The organism is Bacteroides sp. HF-4919 (assembly GCF_018860125.1).
The window spans coordinates 113,955-133,134 of record NZ_JAHKNF010000002.1 but is presented as its reverse complement, the minus strand read 5'-3'; the positions used below and the strand labels follow the sequence as shown (position 1 = coordinate 133,134).

Below are 19,180 nucleotides of genomic sequence, written 5' to 3'. Positions count from 1 at the left end.
TAAATCCTTTGTCTCTATGCTACAAGTTTGAGGTTCATACTCAGTGATCGGCAGCAGGCACTTGTAGCTTGTAGCCTGTTACCTGTCACTTTGGGTTATCTTATCTTTAGTGTTATAATCGTAATGGCTGCCAACACGATGGTTACAATCCAGAAGCGGACTGTAATCTTGGATTCGTGAAACAGTTGATCCGGTTTTGTAAATTTCACACTGCATCCCGGTTCCACCAGGCTCATCGAAGTACGGAAATGGTCATGTATCGGTGCCCGTTTGAAAAGACGTTGTTTTACCCCCTTTCTTTTGCCTGCTTTATAATAGAAGCGTTGCAGGAGTACTGACAGGTTCTCAACCAGGAATATACCACAGAGAATCGGAATCAGCAATTCTTTGTGGATAATAATAGCAAATACTGCGATGATTCCTCCAATGGTCAGGCTGCCTGTATCACCCATGAATACCTGTGCCGGATAAGCATTGTACCATAAGAAACCGATTAATGCGCCGATAAAGGCACATATAAAAATTACCAATTCTTCACTTCCCGGAATATACATGATATTCAGGTAACCGGCGAATTCAATATGGCTCGATACATAGGCCAGTATACCCAGTGTCAGTCCGATGATGGCTGAATTGCCTGCTGCCATACCATCCATACCATCATTCAGGTTGGCACCGTTGGATACGGCTGTTACGACGAAGATAGTGATAATGACAAACAAAATCCATCCGGCCGTTTGGGCATGTTCTCCCATGAAGCCCACAAGGTCTGCATAGTCCAGGTTGTTGCTTTTGAAAAATGGAATCGTGGTCTGGGTTGATTTCAGGTCGTGGGTGCCATGTATCACTTCGATTTCGTTTTCTGATTTCTGAATCTCTATATTCTCGCGGATTACTACATTAGGGCTCAGATATAGAGTCAGTCCGACAATCAGCCCGAGTCCCACTTGTCCGATGATTTTGAATTTGCCATGGAGGCCTTCTTTATCTTTCTTGAATATCTTGATATAGTCGTCCGCAAACCCCAAAGATCCCAGCCATACAGTAGTTATCAACATCAATATCATATAGATGTTATGCAGTTTTCCCAGTAATAAACAGGGAATCAGAATTGCTACAATAATGATCACACCTCCCATACTGGGTACGCCTACTTTATTAACTCCAAACGGATCGATCTTAGCGTCACGCTGCGTTTCGGTGATTTGTTTCCGTTTCAGCAGATTGATGAATTTGTCTCCCCATATACTGGAAATGAGTAGCGCCAGGATGACAGCCATCAATGCCCGGAACGAGGTGTACCCAAACATTCCGGCACCCGGAAAGTTGAGTTTATGTAGCCATTCAAACAAGTAGTATAACATAACTTTATTTACAATGAGACGATTTATGGTTTACGATTGAAGGAATCAGGCATTTGGCATCGGAATTACTTCAATCATTGTCCGTTAAATAGTCAATGAAAAAATCTCTTTTAAAACCTCTTTATCATCAAAGTGATGTTTCACCCCTTTGATTTCCTGATAATTCTCGTGTCCTTTTCCGGCAACCAGAATCACATCTCCTTTTTCAGCAAGCATGCAAGCCGTGCGTATAGCTTCCTTACGGTCTGCAATGCTCAGTGTTTTTTTCTTGTCTTCGTTGTCCAGTCCGGCCAACATGTCGTTGATGATGTCCTGTGGCTCTTCGAAGCGTGGATTGTCTGAGGTGATGATAACCCGGTCGCTTGCCTTGGCTGCTTCTTTTGCCATGATGGGACGTTTGCCTTTATCCCGGTTGCCACCGGCACCGACTACAGTAATCACTTTGCCCTTTCCTTCAAGCACTCCATGTATGGCGTTCAAGACGTTGACCAAAGCATCCGATGTGTGTGCATAGTCTACGATCGCTGTATATCCTTGCGGGGAGCGTATGGCATCGAAACGTCCGGCAACAGGATGCAACGTACTAAGTGCAACCAATACCTCCTCTTCCTTCTTACCCAGTAAAACGGCGGCGCCGAATACGGCCAATAAATTCGAAGCATTGAATCTTCCTATAAACTGTACTGCGAGCTCATGGTTGTTGAAGTCAAGAAGCATTCCCTCAAAATGTGACTCCAGTACTTTCCCTTTGAAGTCACTCAGGCTGCGGAGAGAATACGTGTATACTTTCGACTTCGTATTCTGCGTCATCACGAGTCCGTTTTTGTCGTCCAGATTGGTGAGGCTGAAAGAACTTTTAGGCAGTTCATCGAAGAATTTCTTTTTTGCTTTCAGATAATTCTCTACTGTTTTATGGTAGTCCAGATGATCGCGTGTCAGGTTCGTAAAGATGCCGCCGGCGAACTTCAGTCCGCTGATTCTTTTTTGCGCGATGGAGTGCGAACTTACTTCCATGAAAGCATATTTGCAGCCTTCGTCTGCCATACGTCCCAAAAGACGGTTCAGCGTAATCGGGTCAGGAGTGGTGTGTTCGGTAGGGATGGCTTCATCGTCTATATAATTGCATACCGTAGAGATAAGCCCCACTTTGTAACCGAAATACCGGAATGTATTATATAATAAGGTGGCAATCGTCGTCTTTCCATTTGTACCGGTGACACCCACCAGTTCCATTTTCGAAGTCGGGTCTCCATAGAAAGCCGTAGCTACTTTACCAACAGCATCTTCACTATCGGTTACCTGAATGTAGGTAATTTCTTCGTTTAGTTCTGCAGGTAACTCTTCGCAGAGAATGGCTATGGCCCCTTTCTCAATTGCTGCCGGGATATAGGCATGTCCGTCGGTTTGTGTACCGCGCATGGCCATAAACAAATGGCCGGACCCTACCTGTCTGGAGTCGATGTCAACTCCGGTTATTTCGATATCCTGATTTCCGGTTATTTTTACCGGATGGATAAATGTTAGAATCTCTTTTAATTTCATACCTTAATCTATAATAATCAATTCAGATGGATACTGATGGTTTGTCCTTTCTTTATTGTAGTACCCTGGGGCAACGATTGGCTTCTCACTTTGCCAACTCCCGACAGAGCCACTTTCAATCCTTTGCTTTCCAGCAGGTAAACAGCATCTTTGGCTCCCATGCCGATAACGCTGGGTACAAAGTTCCGTAATTGTTCCTTTCCCTGCAGGATCACTGCTTTGGGAGCTGCCTGTGCATGTCCCCAAACTTCTTTATTCTTTTTAGTTTTAAACTCTGCCTGAGTCTGAATATTCAATCCTTCCAATACTTGTCTGGCCTCTGTCATTTCGCCTGCTTTAACATCGGGAATCACTACCGTATTGGTATCGATTGCGTTCCGAATGTCCAAACGTAGGTCTTTGGCATACACTCTTTCGGCAATTTTGCTGAAAACGCTACCGGCCATCAAGCCTCCGGAGGCAGGAGGATTTGGCTTTTGTATGGAAACGATACAGCTATACTTTGGAGCTTCTGAGGGAAAGTATCCGCAGAAACTGACCAGATAGTTCACTCCTCCCGATGTATATCCGGCAGCACCTTGTGAGATCTGCGCCGTACCCGTCTTACCCGAAACGGCAAATTGTTTGGAGCCTGCCGGGGCTGCCAGACCTTCATGCACAACCTTATAAAGAATCTCCTGTATTTGTTTCAGGGTCCGTTCCGAACAGATTCTCGGATTGATAATTTCTGTCGGATATTCTTTCACTATTTCACCATTTTTTATGGCTGCTTTCACAAATTTGGGACGCACCATAACACCGTTGTTGGCAATGGCATTGTAGAAAGTAAGGATATTCATCGGTGGTACCTGGGTCTCATAGCCGATGCTCATCCACGGCAGAGTGGTTTTTGCAAAGTAACGCTCTTTCGGACCTTTGATATTAGGCTTACCTTCTCCGGCTATTTGCAATTGGAGAGGCTGATCGATACTCATTCGTTTCAGTCCGTCGACAAACTTTTGTGGGTTACTACCATAATATTTATCAATAATGCTGGATGTACCCACATTTGAAGATACTTCCAGTATTTGTGTAACTGTCAATGGACCATATCCGCCTTTGCGCCAATTCCAATCTTTCATGGGACGACCGTACATCATCTTGACACCATTGCCTGTGTCTATTACATCTTCCGGTGTGATTTTACCGTCTTCAAGTGCCACCATGATAGAAGCTGTCTTAAAGGTAGAACCCGGCTCGAGCATATCACTGATGGCATTGTTTCTCATTTCATAATAGTTGCCGTCTCCGGCTTTCATCATGTTTACGATGGCTTTAACCTCTCCGGTCGCTACTTCCATCAATACGGCTACTCCTACTTTGGCATTCAGCTCTTTCAGTTTATCGGTCAGGGCCTTTTCACAAATATCCTGCATGCCTACATCAATCGTAGAAAGAAGGTCACAACCATCTACCGGAGGAATATCTACAATATTCAGGTATTTATTCATCACTTTTTGCCGGTGGGTAATCCCGTCATGCCCCTTCAGTATGGAGTCAAAAGCTAACTCTATGCCATTCTTGGCACCTTGGGCGGTGTCAGCATATAAGTCCCCCAGTGTGCGGGCTGCAAGTGAACCAAAAGGTTTTTTTCTTTGGTTATAAGCTAACTCGTGGAAACCGCCTTTGTATTTATTCAGGTTGAATACCGGCAGGCGTTTGGCTTCTTTATATTGGATGTATGAAATACGTTTTGGATAAATCAGATAGTTGCGACTTCCCTGTTTCCGTCCTTTTTTAAGGTGCGCTTTAAATTCCGAAGCACTTTTATCAGGGAATATCTTATGGAGTCCTGCACATATTTCGTCCAGATGATTCATCAGCATGGTGTCCTTCTTTACTCCACCGGCTTTGAAATCCATATAAATGCGATATTCCGGCAGCGAACTGGCCATTAGTTTGCCGTCGGAAGAGATGATGTTTCCGCGGTTGGGCTTTACCGTTACATTCTCTTTGACGAAACGGTCGGCCACATCCTGCCAATATTGACGTTCGGCAAACATCGTGATGCCTGCTTTGACAACAATGGCTACTCCAATCAATCCCATCAGCAGGATGACGAAGAAGTAACGGGTCATTATATTTTTCTTGTTTACAGCCATCTTTTATTTCGTTCTGATTAAATAAGGTGGATTGGTCGATGTCTGCAAATCACTTTCTTTGGTGGATATATAGTCCTCTATTCGTGACTGGCGGCTTTTTTCCATCAGTTCCGAACTTCGGGTCAGTGCATCGTATTTGATGTCAATCAGCTCTTTTTTCAACTTGTCTATTTCGATTTGCTGTTGTTGGCTTGCGTAACGATTATGAATGTAGAAAATGACAAGCACCATAATCAGTACCAGCAATTTAGTCTGGCGGCGAAAAAAATCCGTTGCCAGAATATCACCTCCCAGAATACTTTTCAGGGAATTGCTTTTCTTCTTTTTTGCTTCTTTATCTTCCATTTCACTTCTCTTATTTCACTCTGTTCTCTTACTTCTTTTCGGCTATTCTCAGTTTGGCACTGCGTGAACGCGGATTGCGTGCTATCTCTTCTTCATCGGGCACAATTACTTTGTTGTTTACCAGGCGGAAGGGAGTTTGCAGGTTGCCGAAAAAGTCCTGCGTTGTTTTACCTTCTACATTACCGGTTTTCATGATGTTTTTCACCATGCGATCTTCCAAAGAGTGATAGGTGATTACCACCAGCCGTCCTCCTGGCTTCAATGCTTCTGTTGCTGCCATCAGCATTTCCTTCAGTGCTTCCATTTCCTGGTTTACTTCAATGCGGAGTGCCTGAAATACCTTTGCCAATTCTTTCTTTTCGCGTTCGCGTCCGAAAAGCGGTTTCACTACTTCAAGAAATTCACCGATCGTTTCTATTTTCTGTCCGCTGCGTGCTTTGACTATGACGGAAGCCAGTTTGCGGCTGTTTTTCAGTTCACCATATAGGTAAAAAATATCTGCCAGGCGTTCTTCTTCGTATGTATTTACCACATCGGCCGCTGTGATGCCTGCACGCTTATTCATGCGCATATCCAGTTTTCCGTCAAAGCGGAAAGAGAATCCCCGTTCACTGTCATCGAAGTGATGTGAAGATACTCCCAGATCAGCCAATATGGAATCTACTCCTTCAATATCGTGGTAGCGCAGAAAATTATGCAAATAACGGAAATTGCTCCGTACAAAAGTGAAGTGCGGGTCGTTTACAATGTTACGTTCGGCATCCTCGTCCTGATCGAAACCCAACAGGCGTCCGCCGTTTCCAAGACGCGAAAGTATTTCGCGGGAATGTCCTCCCCCGCCGAAGGTAACGTCTACATACGTCCCGTCCGGGGTAATGTTCATGGCATCTACGCTTTCCTTCAGCAGTACCGGTACATGATATGTTGTTTCTTCTTCTTTCATTTTACCTCTTTGTTCGTTGTTCACCGTTCTTCTTTCATAATTTCCTCCAGGGCTGCACCAAATGCATCGGGGGGCATAAAGGGCATTTCCGTACGTTCCTTAGCCCATATTTCTATCTTGCTGTCTACACCGATAAAGCGCACGTCGCTTTGTATGCCGGCTATTTGCAGATAGCGTTTGGGTATTAATATCCGCCCGTTTCCGTCTATCGTGATAATTTCTACATCACTGACGAATTGGCGGAAGATAAGTTGGTGGTTAGCGTTCCATTTATTTAGTCGTTGCCGGAGTTCATTCAGCTCTTCATTCCAGACTTCTTCCGGATAGAGTACCAAGCAGTCTTGAAATACGTCTTTGCGCATGATGAGCTTGTCTTCAGAACCGGCTTGTAGCTGCCGTCTGAATTGGGCGGGGATAAAAACTCTTCCTTTCGCGTCCGCCTTAGCTTCAATATTGCCTAAAAAACGTATCATTTCACCTTATTATAATAAGCGACCGTAAAAGTAGGTATTTCCCCACAATTCCCCACAATTTTCCACCAAAAACTTTCGGAGAAGTTTTCAACCGATTGTTAATTGCTTATTCGTCTGATAATGAATTATGTTCGGAGATGCTTTGCTGGTGGGGGATAGAGTCGGTTGTATCCTTCCCGGAGCTGTTTTGTGGCTTTGTGGGCTTCCGTCCGTATTTTAGTTGCAGACTGACAAAATCGGTTTTCCTCACGTTGTTCAGGAAAGTCGGGGCGGCTTTGAAGCAAATGCGGGATACCCATACTTTGTTGGCGGTACATTCTTCCGGTTTATCCACCGCTTCACTGGTGATGCTGGGATAAAAATTGCCCAATCCATCGATAGAAACGGTACGGCCTTCTTTCAAGTGGGCGGCAATAATGTCCGATAGTTGAGTAAGTGCAGAGAGTACGTCTCCGTTTTGAAGAGAACTTCTTTCTGCGAGCTGATTAGCAATCTGTACACTGTTTACAGGCTTTTTCTGTAAAGCTCGTGTTGTGGCATAATATCGTTCTTTGACGACACCTTTACTTTTGTCTACTTTCTTAGTGACTGCGTAGTTGATGGACATTAGTACTTCGTTTTTTTTATGTGTATACTTTCTCTGTCTTTCTCTTATTGTGTTAATCTATAACATCTATATCTAATGATTAAAAACATCCGGATGTTTATGAATAAAACATCCGGGTCTTTTATAGAATAACATCCGGATGTTCTATATTAATACATCCGGATGTTTTTAATCATAAATTTTAAGCAAAGATATGCTAAAGTGAGAATATTAGCAAGGAAATATGGGACGTTTCTTTGTTTTATGTTTCAAATGGTGCGAAAGAAAAGGAGCAGGAAAAGAGAATCTCTCTTCCTGCTCCTTGATACACAACTAAAAATCTGCACTAAAATGATTTATTGAAATCGACAATGTATGTGGCCTATTGTCTAAAGTCTTTCAGTTCTTCCTGTAGACGCTGGCGAGTGAAAAAGATGCGGCTTTTTACTGTTCCGAGCGGCAGGTCCAGTTTCTCGGCTATTTCTCGGTATTTGAATCCGGAAACATGCATGGAGAAAGGTACTTTATATTCTTTGGGTAATGAATTGACAATGCGGTGCATTTCTTTCAAGTCATAACGGCTTTCGGTGCTGTCGAATCCGGACTCTTGCGGAAGGCTCAGGTGATAGAGGTTATCGGTCTGATCTACAAAAGTCTGATCGCGTACCACTTTACGGTAGTTGTTAATGAAGATGTTGCGCATGATAGTGTACATCCATCCTTTAAAGTTAGTGTCGGGAGTATATTTATCTTCGTTATCTAACGCTTTAAGAGAGGTTTCCTGCAACAAATCGTTTGCTTCTTCACGGTCGGTTGTTAGTTTGTATGCAAAGCGAAGTAGTTCTTCCTGAACTCCAATTAAATCTTTTCTGAAGCTTAAACTTTTCATAACGTTGCTTTTTAAATTGTGAATATTCGTTGTTTTTCGATGATGCAAGTTTACGGCATTTTTTTAATTGTGATGGGGGAAATTTAGGCTTAAAACAGGGCGAAAACTGTCAAATGATAGTTTTTAGGTGTATTTTGATAGTTTTTGGGTGTTTTTGAGACAAGAGGTTTTCTATCTTTGCGTCGGTTTAAATATGAATGGGCATGAGGAGAAATACTATACATAGGATTTGGCTTGCATGGATGTTGCTGATGACATTCATGCCCTTGTCCGTTGTGAAGGTTTTTCATAATCATTGCGATGAAACATCGGCAACCTGCACAAATACGCAGCCCGGGAAAACACATCACGCATGTGACACCTGTCCCATTTGCCAATTCATGCTTTCTCCATTCATCGAGACGTCTCCTGCTCTTTTGACTTATATACCTTTCTATATAAGATGGGAGACCGGAACTTTTCAGGATAAGAAGCTTGCTACTGCTTTTTATCCGCATTATCTTCGCGGACCTCCTTCCAATTTTCGTCATATCGTATAATTTCTCGGGCAGATATCTGTTGTTTGCCCGTTTATCAGTTTTATCTAACTAAAACGATTAAGTATGCGTATCGGATTTATTTCGGGTATGCTGGGTGGATTGTGTTTAACCTCTACCTTGCATGCCCAGGAGCCCGATTCACTGAAAGCTGTGTCCTTATCCGAAGTGGTGGTGACGGAGAGTTACCGACATCTGAAGAATAAGAATTCGACATGGCATATGGAAGTGGTAGGGAAGGAGTTTTTGCGTGAACACTTCACTGGCAACTTGATACAGACTCTTGGAACGATTCCGGGAATACATTCGATGGATGTCGGTTCGGGCTTTTCTAAGCCGATGATCCGGGGAATGGGATTCAACCGGATTTCGGTTGTAGAGAATGGAATCAAGCAAGAGGGACAACAGTGGGGAGCCGATCATGGGCTGGAACTGGATGCATTCAATGCAGGACAGGTGACTATCCGTAAAGGACCTGCTTCACTGCTCTATGGCAGTGATGCTATGGGAGGTGCTATTGAATTGGCTCCATTACCATTACCCACCAGTAGCCAGTTGTTTGGTGAAGCGGACTTGCTGGGAAAGTCTGTAAACGGAACGTTGGGAGGCTCGCTGATGCTTGGAATAAAGAAAGACGCCTGGTATACCTGGGCGAGATATTCGGAGCAGCATTTTGGCGATTATCGTATTCCTGCAGATACCATTGTGTATCTTACCCAACAGATGCCTGTCTATCACCGGAAACTGAAAAATACGGCAGGTTTTGAGCGAGATGTCAGTTGGACAGCCGGTTTCAGGTATGGACGATACAAGTCTTCCTATTCAGTAAGTAATGTTTTTCAGAAAACCGGTTTCTTTCCCGGAGCACACGGTATTCCTGATATATCGCGTTTGCAGGATGATGGGAACAGCCGCAATATAGAACTACCTTACAGTCAGGTGAACCATCTGAAGGTATCTGCCCAGCAGAGCTTCTTGTGGGATCGATCGGCATTGATATGGGATATCGGCTATCAGAAGAATCATCGTGAGGAATGGAGCCGGTTTCATACTCATTATGATACTCAGCCCGTTCCGGAGAAGGATCCTGACAAAGAGTTGGCTTTTATATTGAGTACTTATAGTTCGGCTGTTAAGTTGAAGTTGTTTGGAGCTGCTTCGTGGCAACATATAGCAGGTTGGGATATACAGTATCAGAGGAATACTATTTCCGGATATTCATTCCTTTTGCCTGCTTACCGGAGATTTACCACAGGGGCTTTCTGGATGACAACTTACCGTCCGGGTCCTGCTTTGTCAGTCAGTGGGGGCTTTCGCTATGATTACGGAAAGATAGATGCATCTGCTTATACTGATCCTTATCTTGCGATTTATCTGCGGGAGCAGGGATATGATGATGATTTTATCCGGAAATATGAGTGGCGTAGCTATGCTGTCCATCGCCATTTTGGTGACTATTCCGGTTCGCTGGGAGTGGTGTGGACCCCTTCCGGAGGACACATGCTTCAAGTGAATATCGGGCATAGTTTCCGCTTGCCGGGGGCCAATGAACTGGCATCGAACGGTGTTCATCACGGTACTTTCCGTCATGAACAGGGAGATGCGGCTCTTTCGTCCGAGCGTGGTTGGCAACTGGATGTCTCGTATACCTATGAGAATGGTCCGTTATCGGTCAATTTTTCGCCATTTATCAGTTGGTTCAGCAATTACATCTTTCTTCGGCCTACCGGAGAATGGTCGGTGTTGCCCCATGCCGGACAGATTTACCGTTATACCGGTGCGGAAGCGTTGTTTGCGGGTGGTGAGGCGACAGTGGGAATTGACTTTTTACGTCATTTCAACTATCGTGTCAGTGGAGAATATGTCTATACTTATAATTGTGACGAACATATTCCTCTGAGTTTTTCCCCTCCGGCTTCCCTTCGCAATACGCTGACATGGAGGTATAAAAACTTCAGTATTTATGGTGAGTTACAGCACATTGCCGCACAACACCGGGTAGCACGGAATGAGGATCCTACTCCCGGAGCGCAGTTACTGAATGCCGGGATATCCGCCAATCTCCGAATGGGAGGCGTATTAGCAGAAATTACTTTATCGGGGCGGAATTTATCCGATACCAGATATCTTAATCACCTTAGTTTTTACCGGAAAGTTGAAATCCCGGAACCGGGACGTAACTTTCAGATTTTAATTAAAGTACCATTTAAAAGTTTATTAAAATGAAAACCAGAATTTATTTATCAATAATCGGCCTGATGGCTTTTTCTTTCTTGTTTGTGTCCTGTTCAAAAGATGACGAAGGCGATACGGTAAAGCCCGTTATTAATCTGTTGGAGCCTGAAGAAGGTGCAGTGTTGAAGATCGGAGATGCTAACGGAGTGCATTTTGAGATGGATATAGCTGATAACGAAGCAATTGCTTCCTATAAGATTAATATTCATAATAATTTTGACGGCCATTCGCATACCAGGGCTTCAGAAGGAGGAACAACCAAACCTTTTGCTTTTGAGAGAACATATACGGATAAGGCAGGCCAAAAACAGGCGCGTGTACATAACCATGACATTAAGATACCGGCAGATGCCACTCCGGGAAATTATCATCTGATGGTATACTGTTTGGACCGGTCTGGTAATGAAACTCACGTAGCACGTAATATCGTATTAAGTACGACAGGCGGTGTAGAGAGTGAGCATCACCATGATTAAGTGGAATACCTGAACCTGAATATGGACAGGGCCATACCGACGGATGGGAAGTTTAAACTCCCGTCTTCGGGCATGGCCCTCTTTTGTGTATTGTTCTTTATCGCTTGATTATTAGCACTCTTTCTTCTCTTTTTTCTTCTCCATTTTCTCATAAATCGCCTTCTTTTTCTTTTTTTGATAGGACAAAATCTGTATTTTCTACCGATTTATTGCGATTAATAAAAAAGAACAGTTAATTTTGCGCAATCATTTCATCTAAAAAGAATGGCTGACGACTCTTTATTTTTAATAGATATTGATAAGATACTTCAGACGAAAGCTCCGAAGCACTCCAAGTACATACCAAAGTTTGTCGTCTCCTATCTGAAGAGAATCGTTCATCAGGAGGAGCTAAACGTTTTTCTGCGCGACTCAAAAGATAAAGTGGGAGTGGATTTTCTGGAGGCTTGTCTTGAGTTTCTGGATGCAAAGCTGGATGTGAAAGGACTGGAAAATATTCCGAAAGATGGTTTATATACGTTTGTGTCCAATCATCCGTTGGGAGGACAGGACGGAGTTTCTCTCGGGTATATTTTGGGACGCCGTTTTGACGGGAAGGTGAAGTATCTGGTAAATGATTTGTTGATGAATCTTCGCGGATTGGCACCCTTGTGTATTCCTATTAATAAAACGGGCAAGCAGGCCAAAGATTTTCCGAAGATGGTAGAAGCCGGATTCAAGTCGGATGACCAACTCATTATGTTTCCTGCGGGACTCTGTTCCCGGCGTCGGAATGGAGTGATCCGGGACCCTGACTGGAAGAAAACATTTATCGTAAAAAGTGTCCAGTTCCAGCGTGATGTGGTTCCTGTCCATTTTGAGGGTCGTAATTCTGATTTCTTTTATAATTTGGCTAATGTCTGCAAGACACTGGGGATCAAATTCAATATTGCTATGCTTTATTTGGCAGACGAGATGCTGAAAAATCGTCATAAAACATTTACTGTCACTTTCGGTAAACCCATTCCATGGCAGACTTTCGATAAATCGAAAACTCCGGCAGAGTGGGCACAGTATGTGAAAGATATCGTGTATAAACTGTAACAGATTAAGGAACAACTACTAACAAAGTATATGGAAGAAGTTATTGAACCGGTAAGCAAGGAGCTGATTAAAGCTGAGTTGACTGAAGACAAGCGGCTACGTATGACCAATAAGAGTAATAACCAGATATACATTATTACTTATCAGGATTCTCCCAATATTATGCGGGAGATCGGGCGTTTGCGTGAGATTGCTTTTCGGGCAGCAGGAGGCGGTACGGGATTATCGATGGATATCGATGAGTATGACACCATGGAGAATCCGTATAAACAATTGATTGTCTGGAATCCTGAAGCAGAAGAAATTCTGGGAGGTTATCGGTACATTCTGGGGACAGACGTACGTTTTGACGAGCATGGTGCGCCGGTTCTCGCTACTTCACACATGTTTAATTTCTCGGATAAATTTGTGAAGGAGTTCCTGCCTACGACTATTGAACTTGGACGTTCGTTCGTTACGTTGGAATATCAGTCAACCCGTGCCGGAAGCAAGGGATTATTTGCCTTGGATAATTTGTGGGACGGATTGGGAGCATTGACAGTAGTTATGCCGAATGTGAAATATTTCTTTGGTAAAGTAACCATGTATCCCAGTTATCACCGTCAGGGGAGAGACATGATTCTGTATTTCCTGAAGAAACATTTTGGGGATAAAGACGGACTCATTACCCCGATGAAACCGCTTGAGATGGAAACAGAAGAGGCGGAACTGGCGAGAATCTTCTGCAAAGATTCATTTAAAGATGATTATCGGATACTGAACGGTGAGATCCGTAAGCTTGGCTTTAATATCCCCCCTCTGGTAAATGCTTATATGAGTCTGAGCCCGACTATGCGTATGTTTGGCACGGCTATTAATTATGGATTTGGAGATGTGGAGGAAACCGGTATCCTGATTGCTGTAGATGAAATTCTTGAAGAAAAGCGCATGCGTCACATCGAATCGTTTGTTAAGAACGATCCGGAAGACTGCCAGATAACTTCCGGTGTAAATAAAGTTTTCACTCCGAAAGTGGTTACACCGCAGGAAGACTGTTCCCGTTAATTTTACGATAAAGATCCAGGGCAAAGACATCGGTCATGCCCGAAATATAATCAAGCACCGCCTGTACTCTTTCGTAGAGTGCAGGCGCTTTTATATTATATTGCCCTGATACGCGGTTAATAAGCAGCTGTGAATAGGCTTTCTCCGGCGAAGTGACAGCATCTATCATTAATTCAAGGAGCGTGTTGATGACCCGGAAACCTGCTAACTCAATGTCCAGTACGTCCCGTGAACGGTAAATCTTCTTAAACGATACTTCCGAGCAATGTTTGTATGCTTTTTCCGGACGCTCCGAGATGTGCTTGATAAGAGGTCCTTCAAATGTGCCGGAAAGGATTTCGGTTTCGTTATCTAAGAATGCCCGGGTACATTCCTTGATCAGCAGGCCAATGACAGAAGAACGGAGGTAGGCTATCTGTTCGTTTGTGTCGTTGACAATGTTGAATGTTTTACGAATACGTGATTGGCGTTCCTCTGTGAAATAAGCCAGAAGCAGCTCCTTAGTTTCTTCCGTAGTCAGGATTTTCAACTTGTGGGCATCCTCGATATCCATCATTTGGTAACAGATGTCATCGGCTGCTTCTACGAGGTAAACTAATGGATGGCGTACGTATTTTAATGGCTGGTCACTAATCTGGATAAGTCCCAGTTCCGTTGCGATGCGGCGGAATCCTTCTTCCTCGGTCGTGAAAAAACCGAACTTGGACTTGTTTCCTGCAAGGCTCGATGAAAAAGGATATTTGACAATAGAAGCCAGGGTAGAATAAGTCAGTACGAATCCCCCTTTCCGGCGTCCTTCAAACTGGTGTGTCAATAAGCGGAAAGCGTTGGCATTTCCTTCAAAATGTGTCAAATCATCCCATTCCATCGGTGAAAGCTGATCTTGCAGCCGTGTTCCTTTACCTTCCGAGAAGAAAGTGGAAATCGCTTTTTCGCCGGAGTGTCCAAAGGGAGGGTTGCCCAAATCGTGTGCCAGGCAGGCGGCAGAAACAATAGAGCCTATCTCCGGCAGAAAAGAGTCTTGTAATTGGGGTTGCCGTGTGAGGATCGCTTTTGATACATCATTGCCCAAAGAGCGTCCCACGCAAGATACTTCAAGACTATGCGTCAATCGGTTGTGAACAAATATACTGCCCGGGAGCGGAAAAACCTGTGTTTTGTTCTGTAACCTTCTGAAAGGGGCAGAAAAAACAAGGCGGTCGTAGTCCCGCTGAAATTCCGAACGGTTTTCCTGACGCTCCTCGTGAAACTCTTCCATGCCGAAACGTTTAGCTGAAATCAATCTTTTCCAGTCCATCATGATCTTTACAATTGGGTATTTGCACATTATTTAACTGCAAAAGTATGAATTTTAGGCTCAAATTGCGTATTTTCGCCCGTTAAATAGTAAACATACTGAATATGAACGTACAAGTAATCAATAAATCGAAGCATCCGCTTCCGGCATATGCAACCGAACTTTCTGCAGGAATGGACATCCGCGCTAATATTTCCGAACCGATTTCTTTAGATCCGATGCAACGGTGTCTGGTTCCTACAGGACTGTTTATCGCTCTTCCACAGGGATTTGAAGCGCAAATTCGTCCTCGGAGCGGACTGGCTTTGAAGAAAGGGATTACTGTCTTGAATTCTCCCGGAACAATTGATGCCGATTATCGTGGGGAGATTTGTATTATCCTGGTGAATCTTTCGGCTGAGACGTTTGTCATTGAAGATGGGGAACGTATTGCACAGATGGTGATTGCACGTCATGAGCAGGCGATATGGCAAGAAGTAGAGATCTTGGACGAAACGGAACGGGGTGCAGGTGGCTTCGGGCATACCGGAAGAGGATAGAAGTTCGATTGAATCAATAATTGTAGTAAAATGAAGATAGATAAATTGCTTTTCGGAGTGCTGTTGCTTCTGTTTGCCTCCTGTGGTTCATCCCGTAAGGTGGAGAAACCGTCAGGGCAATCTGCCGTTCAGGAGATAAAACTCGCTCCGGAGCAGCAACGTAAATATGACTATTTCTTTCTTGAAGCATCGCGTCTGAAAGTGAAAAAGGAGTATACGGCCGCCTTCGACCTGTTACAACATTGTTTGGCTATTAATCCAACCGGTTCGGCAGCTCTATACGAGATTTCCCAGTATTATCTTTTTCTTAAACAAGTGCCGCAGGGGCAGGAAGCATTGGAGAAAGCAGTTGCTTATGCTCCTGATAATTATTGGTATAGTCAGGCATTGGCCAGTCTGTACCAACAGCAGGATCAGAAAGAAAAAGCGATCGGAATACTCGAAAAGATGGCGACACGTTTTCCCGCTAAACAAGATCCGTTGTTCAACCTGCTCGATTTATATAATCAGAAGGAAGACTATGGCAAAGTTATTTCTACCCTAAACCGTATAGAGGAAAAAATGGGGAAGAATGAGCAGATTACAATGGAGAAGTTTCGTATCTATCTGCAAATGAAGGATGACAAAAAGGCTTTTGAAGAAATAGAGAGTCTGGTCAATGAGTATCCGATGGACTACCGCTATCAGGTGATTCTGGGCGATGTCTATATGCAGAATGGCAAGAAGCAGGAAGCTTATGATACTTATAAGAAAGTACTTGCCGCCGAACCGGACAATCCGATGGCATTGTTTTCATTGGCTTCGTATTACGAGCAGACCGGACAGAAAGAACTGTTTGAACAACAGATGGATACTTTGCTACTGAACCGGAAAGTTCCTTCGGATACAAAGGTGAATGTGATGAGGCAGTTTATCGTCCAGAGCGAACAGGAGGGAAAAGACAGTACACAGGTTATCGGACTGTTTGACCGGATGATGCAAATGGATATGGACGACGCGCAAATTCCGATGCTTTATGCACAGTATCTACTATCCAAAGGGATGGAGGCACAGTCTATTCCGGTATTGGAGCAAGTAGTACAGATAGATCCTACCAATAAAGCTGCACGCATGACTTTATTAGGTTCCGCCATCCGAAAGAATGATTATGAACAGGTGATTAAGATCTGTGAGCCGGGGATTGAAGCAACTCCGGATGCCTTGGAGTTTTATTTTTATCTGGCTATTGCATATAATCAGGCCGAACGTTGGGACGATGTACTGGAAGTCAGCCTGAAAGCACTGGAACATGTCACTCCAGAGAGTGACAAGCAAATGGTCTCCGATTTCTATACAATTACGGGTGATGTATATCATACCAAAAAGTTGATGAAGGAGGCGTATGCAGCGTATGATTCGGCTTTGGTATACAATCCGTCCAATATCGGTGCACTAAATAATTATGCTTATTATTTATCGGTAGAGCGCAGGGATCTCGATAAGGCGGAGGAGATGAGTTATAAAACCGTAAAAGCCGAACCGAGCAATGCTACTTATCTGGATACTTATGCCTGGATTCTTTTTGAGAAAGGAAACTATGCTGAGGCCCGTATCTATATTGACGATGCCATCAAGAATACCAAACCGGAAGAAGAGAGCAGCGTGGTGTTTGAACATTGCGGGGATATCTATTTTATGACCGGTGACGTAGAAGGTGCCTTGAAATATTGGAAGAAAGCACTCGAACTGGGTACTGAATCGAAAACACTTAAACAGAAAATAGAAAAGAAGAAATACATTGCGGAATGAAAGGATGTATGTTTAAGAAATCTGTTATCAGACAGTCATACCTGCTGCCTTTACTACTTTTGGTAATGCTGCTTGCGGGTTGTAAAACATCGAAGGTTGTCAAGACCGCACCGGTGGAACCGGCTTACCTTTCGTCTAAGCTGCAGCTGACAGTGCCTAACAAAAACGGCAGTATTACTGTAAGTGGCAGTATGAAAATGAAAAGTGGCGAACGGATTCAGCTGTCTGTCCTGATGCCGGTGTTCCGTTCGGAAGTAATGCGCATGGAGGTCACTCCGGATGAAGTATTGCTGATAGACCGTATGAATAAACGTTATGTACGGGCAACCCGTGATGAACTGAAAGAGTTATTGCCTGAGAATGCCGATTTCGACCGGTTAGAGAAACTTTTGTTCAAGGCTTCCCTTCCGGGAGAGAAGAAAGAGCTTACAGGACGTGAACTGGGGATTCCTTCTTTGGAGAAAGCCAAAGTGAGACTGTCTGATTTTTCGACCGCCGAACTTGAATTAATCCCCACCGAGGTATCATCCAGATATACTCAGGTGGCATTGGAAGACTTGCTAAAAATGCTGATGAAACTATGAACCGCTTTCTTTTGATTCTGGTAAGCTGTCTTTGTTTGACAACTGTTGTTTCAGCTCAGTCCAATAAACTGATTAAGGAGCTGGAGAGTAAGCGTGGTGCCTTGCAACAACAGATTGCGGAGACTGAGTCATTGCTGAAGAATACGAAGAAAGATGTAGGCAGCCAGTTGAACGGACTTGCCGCCCTTACCGGACAGATAGAGGAGAGAAAGCGCTATATCATTGCCATGAACAATGACGTAGAGGCTGTCGGTAGAGAAATCTCCGGATTGGAGCGTCAGCTCAGAGGGCTTCAGCGTGACTTAAAAGATAAAAAGAAGAAATATGAGTCATCCGTACAGTACTTGTATAAGAATAAATCGGTTGAAGAGAAACTGATGTTTATTTTTTCTGCGAAAAGCCTTGGACAGACTTATCGGCGCCTCCGTTATGTGAGAGAATATGCCACTTATCAACGTCTGCAGGGAGAAGAGATCTTGAAGAAACAGGAACAGGTGAACCGTAAGAAGAAAGAACTTCAGCAGGTGAAAGCCGCTAAAGAAAACTTGTTGCGTGAACGGGAGGGCGAAAAGGCTAAACTGGAAGCACAGGAGAAAGAGAAACGTGAGATGGTGGCCAGCCTTCAGAAGAAACAGAAGGGGCTGCAAAGCGAAATTAATAAAAAACGGCGTGAGGCTAACCAACTGAATGCAAAAATCGACAAGCTGATCGCAGAAGAGATAGAGCGTGCCCGCAAGCGTGCCGAAGAAGAAGCTCGCCGGGAAGCAGCCGCCCGCCGGAAAGCGGCTGCCAAAGAGGACAAGACCTCCTCAACGGGAAGCGGCACTGCTCCGGCAAAGAAAAAGGCGGCGCCTCTGGAACGTTTCACTATGAGTAAGGCCGACCGGGAACTTTCGGGTAATTTCGTGAGCAACCGTGGCAAACTGCCGATGCCTATCACAGGTCCTTACATCATTACCAGCCATTACGGACAATATGCCGTGGAAGGGTTACGTAATGTGAAACTCGATAATAAAGGAATTGATATACAAGGCAAGCCGGGTGCACAGGCACGTGCTATCTTTGATGGTAAAGTAGCAGCCGTGTTCCAGTTGAACGGGCTTTTTAATGTACTCATACGTCACGGGGATTACATTTCGGTATATTGTAACCTCTCGTCTGCTTCTGTGAAATCCGGTGATACGGTAACCACCAAGCAGGCTATCGGTCCGATTTTCTCAGACGGTAGTGACAATGGACGGACTGTCTTACATTTCCAACTGCGCAGAGAGAGGGATAAGCTGAACCCCGAACCGTGGTTGAACCGGTGACGCTT

The 19,180-nt window shown here is 44.2% G+C and carries 17 protein-coding genes; 8 read left to right on the top strand and 9 right to left on the bottom strand.

Translation table 11 applies throughout. The features are described from left to right. Positions 1–95: 95 nt before the first annotated feature. The 8 genes from mraY to KO473_RS04695 form a co-directional block, all read right to left on the bottom strand. A complete protein-coding gene (gene mraY, locus KO473_RS04730; RefSeq protein WP_005779275.1) occupies positions 96–1,364 on the bottom strand; it encodes a phospho-N-acetylmuramoyl-pentapeptide-transferase in 1,269 nt (422 codons plus the stop codon). Between the two features lie 84 nt (positions 1,365–1,448). Further along, positions 1,449–2,906 carry a UDP-N-acetylmuramoyl-L-alanyl-D-glutamate--2,6-diaminopimelate ligase gene (locus tag KO473_RS04725; RefSeq protein ID WP_005822780.1) on the bottom strand — a complete coding sequence of 486 codons (1,458 nt, stop codon included), beginning with the start codon at positions 2,904–2,906 and terminating at the stop codon, positions 1,449–1,451. A 17-nt stretch (positions 2,907–2,923) separates the two neighbouring features. Then, complete coding sequence (locus KO473_RS04720) at positions 2,924–5,023, bottom strand: penicillin-binding protein (RefSeq protein ID WP_032531123.1); 2,100 nt, start codon at positions 5,021–5,023, stop codon at positions 2,924–2,926. A gap of 27 nt (positions 5,024–5,050) precedes the next feature. After that, positions 5,051–5,392: an FtsL-like putative cell division protein gene (locus tag KO473_RS04715; protein ID WP_005779267.1), complete on the bottom strand. Its 342-nt coding sequence runs from the start codon at positions 5,390–5,392 to the stop codon at positions 5,051–5,053. A 28-nt stretch (positions 5,393–5,420) separates the two neighbouring features. Further along, the gene (gene rsmH, locus KO473_RS04710) at positions 5,421–6,335 is read right to left on the bottom strand and encodes a 16S rRNA (cytosine(1402)-N(4))-methyltransferase RsmH (RefSeq protein WP_005812144.1); all 915 of its coding nucleotides are present in this window, start codon (positions 6,333–6,335) and stop codon (positions 5,421–5,423) included. A 20-nt stretch (positions 6,336–6,355) separates the two neighbouring features. Next, entirely contained in the window at positions 6,356–6,808 is a 453-nt protein-coding gene (gene mraZ, locus KO473_RS04705) for a division/cell wall cluster transcriptional repressor MraZ (protein WP_005812142.1), read from the bottom strand. 106 nt (positions 6,809–6,914) lie between these two features. Further along, a complete protein-coding gene (locus tag KO473_RS04700; RefSeq protein ID WP_005822781.1) occupies positions 6,915–7,415 on the bottom strand; it encodes an HU family DNA-binding protein in 501 nt (166 codons plus the stop codon). A 361-nt stretch (positions 7,416–7,776) separates the two neighbouring features. Next, positions 7,777–8,283, bottom strand: coding sequence for an RNA polymerase sigma factor (locus tag KO473_RS04695; protein ID WP_005779258.1), 507 nt, complete (start codon positions 8,281–8,283; stop codon positions 7,777–7,779). Between the two features lie 602 nt (positions 8,284–8,885). Between KO473_RS04695 and KO473_RS04690 the strand changes: the two genes are divergently transcribed. From KO473_RS04690 to KO473_RS04675, 4 genes are all read left to right on the top strand, one after another. Beyond that, positions 8,886–11,045 (top strand): TonB-dependent receptor, encoded by a 2,160-nt coding sequence (locus tag KO473_RS04690; protein ID WP_005822783.1) that lies wholly within the window; start codon positions 8,886–8,888, stop codon positions 11,043–11,045. Further along, positions 11,042–11,530 (top strand): DUF4625 domain-containing protein, encoded by a 489-nt coding sequence (locus KO473_RS04685; RefSeq protein WP_005822784.1) that lies wholly within the window; start codon positions 11,042–11,044, stop codon positions 11,528–11,530. The genes KO473_RS04690 and KO473_RS04685 overlap by 4 nt, the downstream gene beginning before the upstream one ends. Before the next feature lie 264 nt (positions 11,531–11,794). After that, complete coding sequence (locus KO473_RS04680; protein ID WP_005812123.1) at positions 11,795–12,613, top strand: 1-acyl-sn-glycerol-3-phosphate acyltransferase; 819 nt, start codon at positions 11,795–11,797, stop codon at positions 12,611–12,613. A gap of 30 nt (positions 12,614–12,643) precedes the next feature. Then, positions 12,644–13,657, top strand: coding sequence for a GNAT family N-acetyltransferase (locus KO473_RS04675; protein ID WP_005822786.1), 1,014 nt, complete (start codon positions 12,644–12,646; stop codon positions 13,655–13,657). Here the strand turns inward: KO473_RS04675 and KO473_RS04670 are convergent. Further along, on the bottom strand, positions 13,629–14,957 hold the full coding sequence (locus KO473_RS04670; RefSeq protein ID WP_032531048.1) for a deoxyguanosinetriphosphate triphosphohydrolase: 1,329 nt from the start codon (positions 14,955–14,957) through the stop codon (positions 13,629–13,631). The genes KO473_RS04675 and KO473_RS04670 overlap by 29 nt on opposite strands. A 101-nt stretch (positions 14,958–15,058) precedes the next feature. On the opposite strand from KO473_RS04670, the gene dut reads away from it, so the two are divergent. From dut to KO473_RS04650, 4 genes are read left to right on the top strand one after another with little or no spacing between them, the layout of a single operon-like run. Next, positions 15,059–15,493 carry a dUTP diphosphatase gene (gene dut / locus KO473_RS04665; RefSeq protein WP_005822787.1) on the top strand — a complete coding sequence of 145 codons (435 nt, stop codon included), beginning with the start codon at positions 15,059–15,061 and terminating at the stop codon, positions 15,491–15,493. 30 nt (positions 15,494–15,523) lie between these two features. Next, the gene (locus KO473_RS04660) at positions 15,524–17,281 is read left to right on the top strand and encodes a tetratricopeptide repeat protein (protein ID WP_005822788.1); all 1,758 of its coding nucleotides are present in this window, start codon (positions 15,524–15,526) and stop codon (positions 17,279–17,281) included. Positions 17,282–17,289: 8 nt separating this feature from the next. Continuing rightward, complete coding sequence (locus KO473_RS04655; RefSeq protein ID WP_371820589.1) at positions 17,290–17,865, top strand: DUF4292 domain-containing protein; 576 nt, start codon at positions 17,290–17,292, stop codon at positions 17,863–17,865. Beyond that, positions 17,862–19,175 (top strand): murein hydrolase activator EnvC, encoded by a 1,314-nt coding sequence (locus KO473_RS04650; protein ID WP_005822790.1) that lies wholly within the window; start codon positions 17,862–17,864, stop codon positions 19,173–19,175. Before KO473_RS04655 ends, KO473_RS04650 begins: the two co-directional genes overlap by 4 nt. Positions 19,176–19,180: the final 5 nt, after the last annotated feature.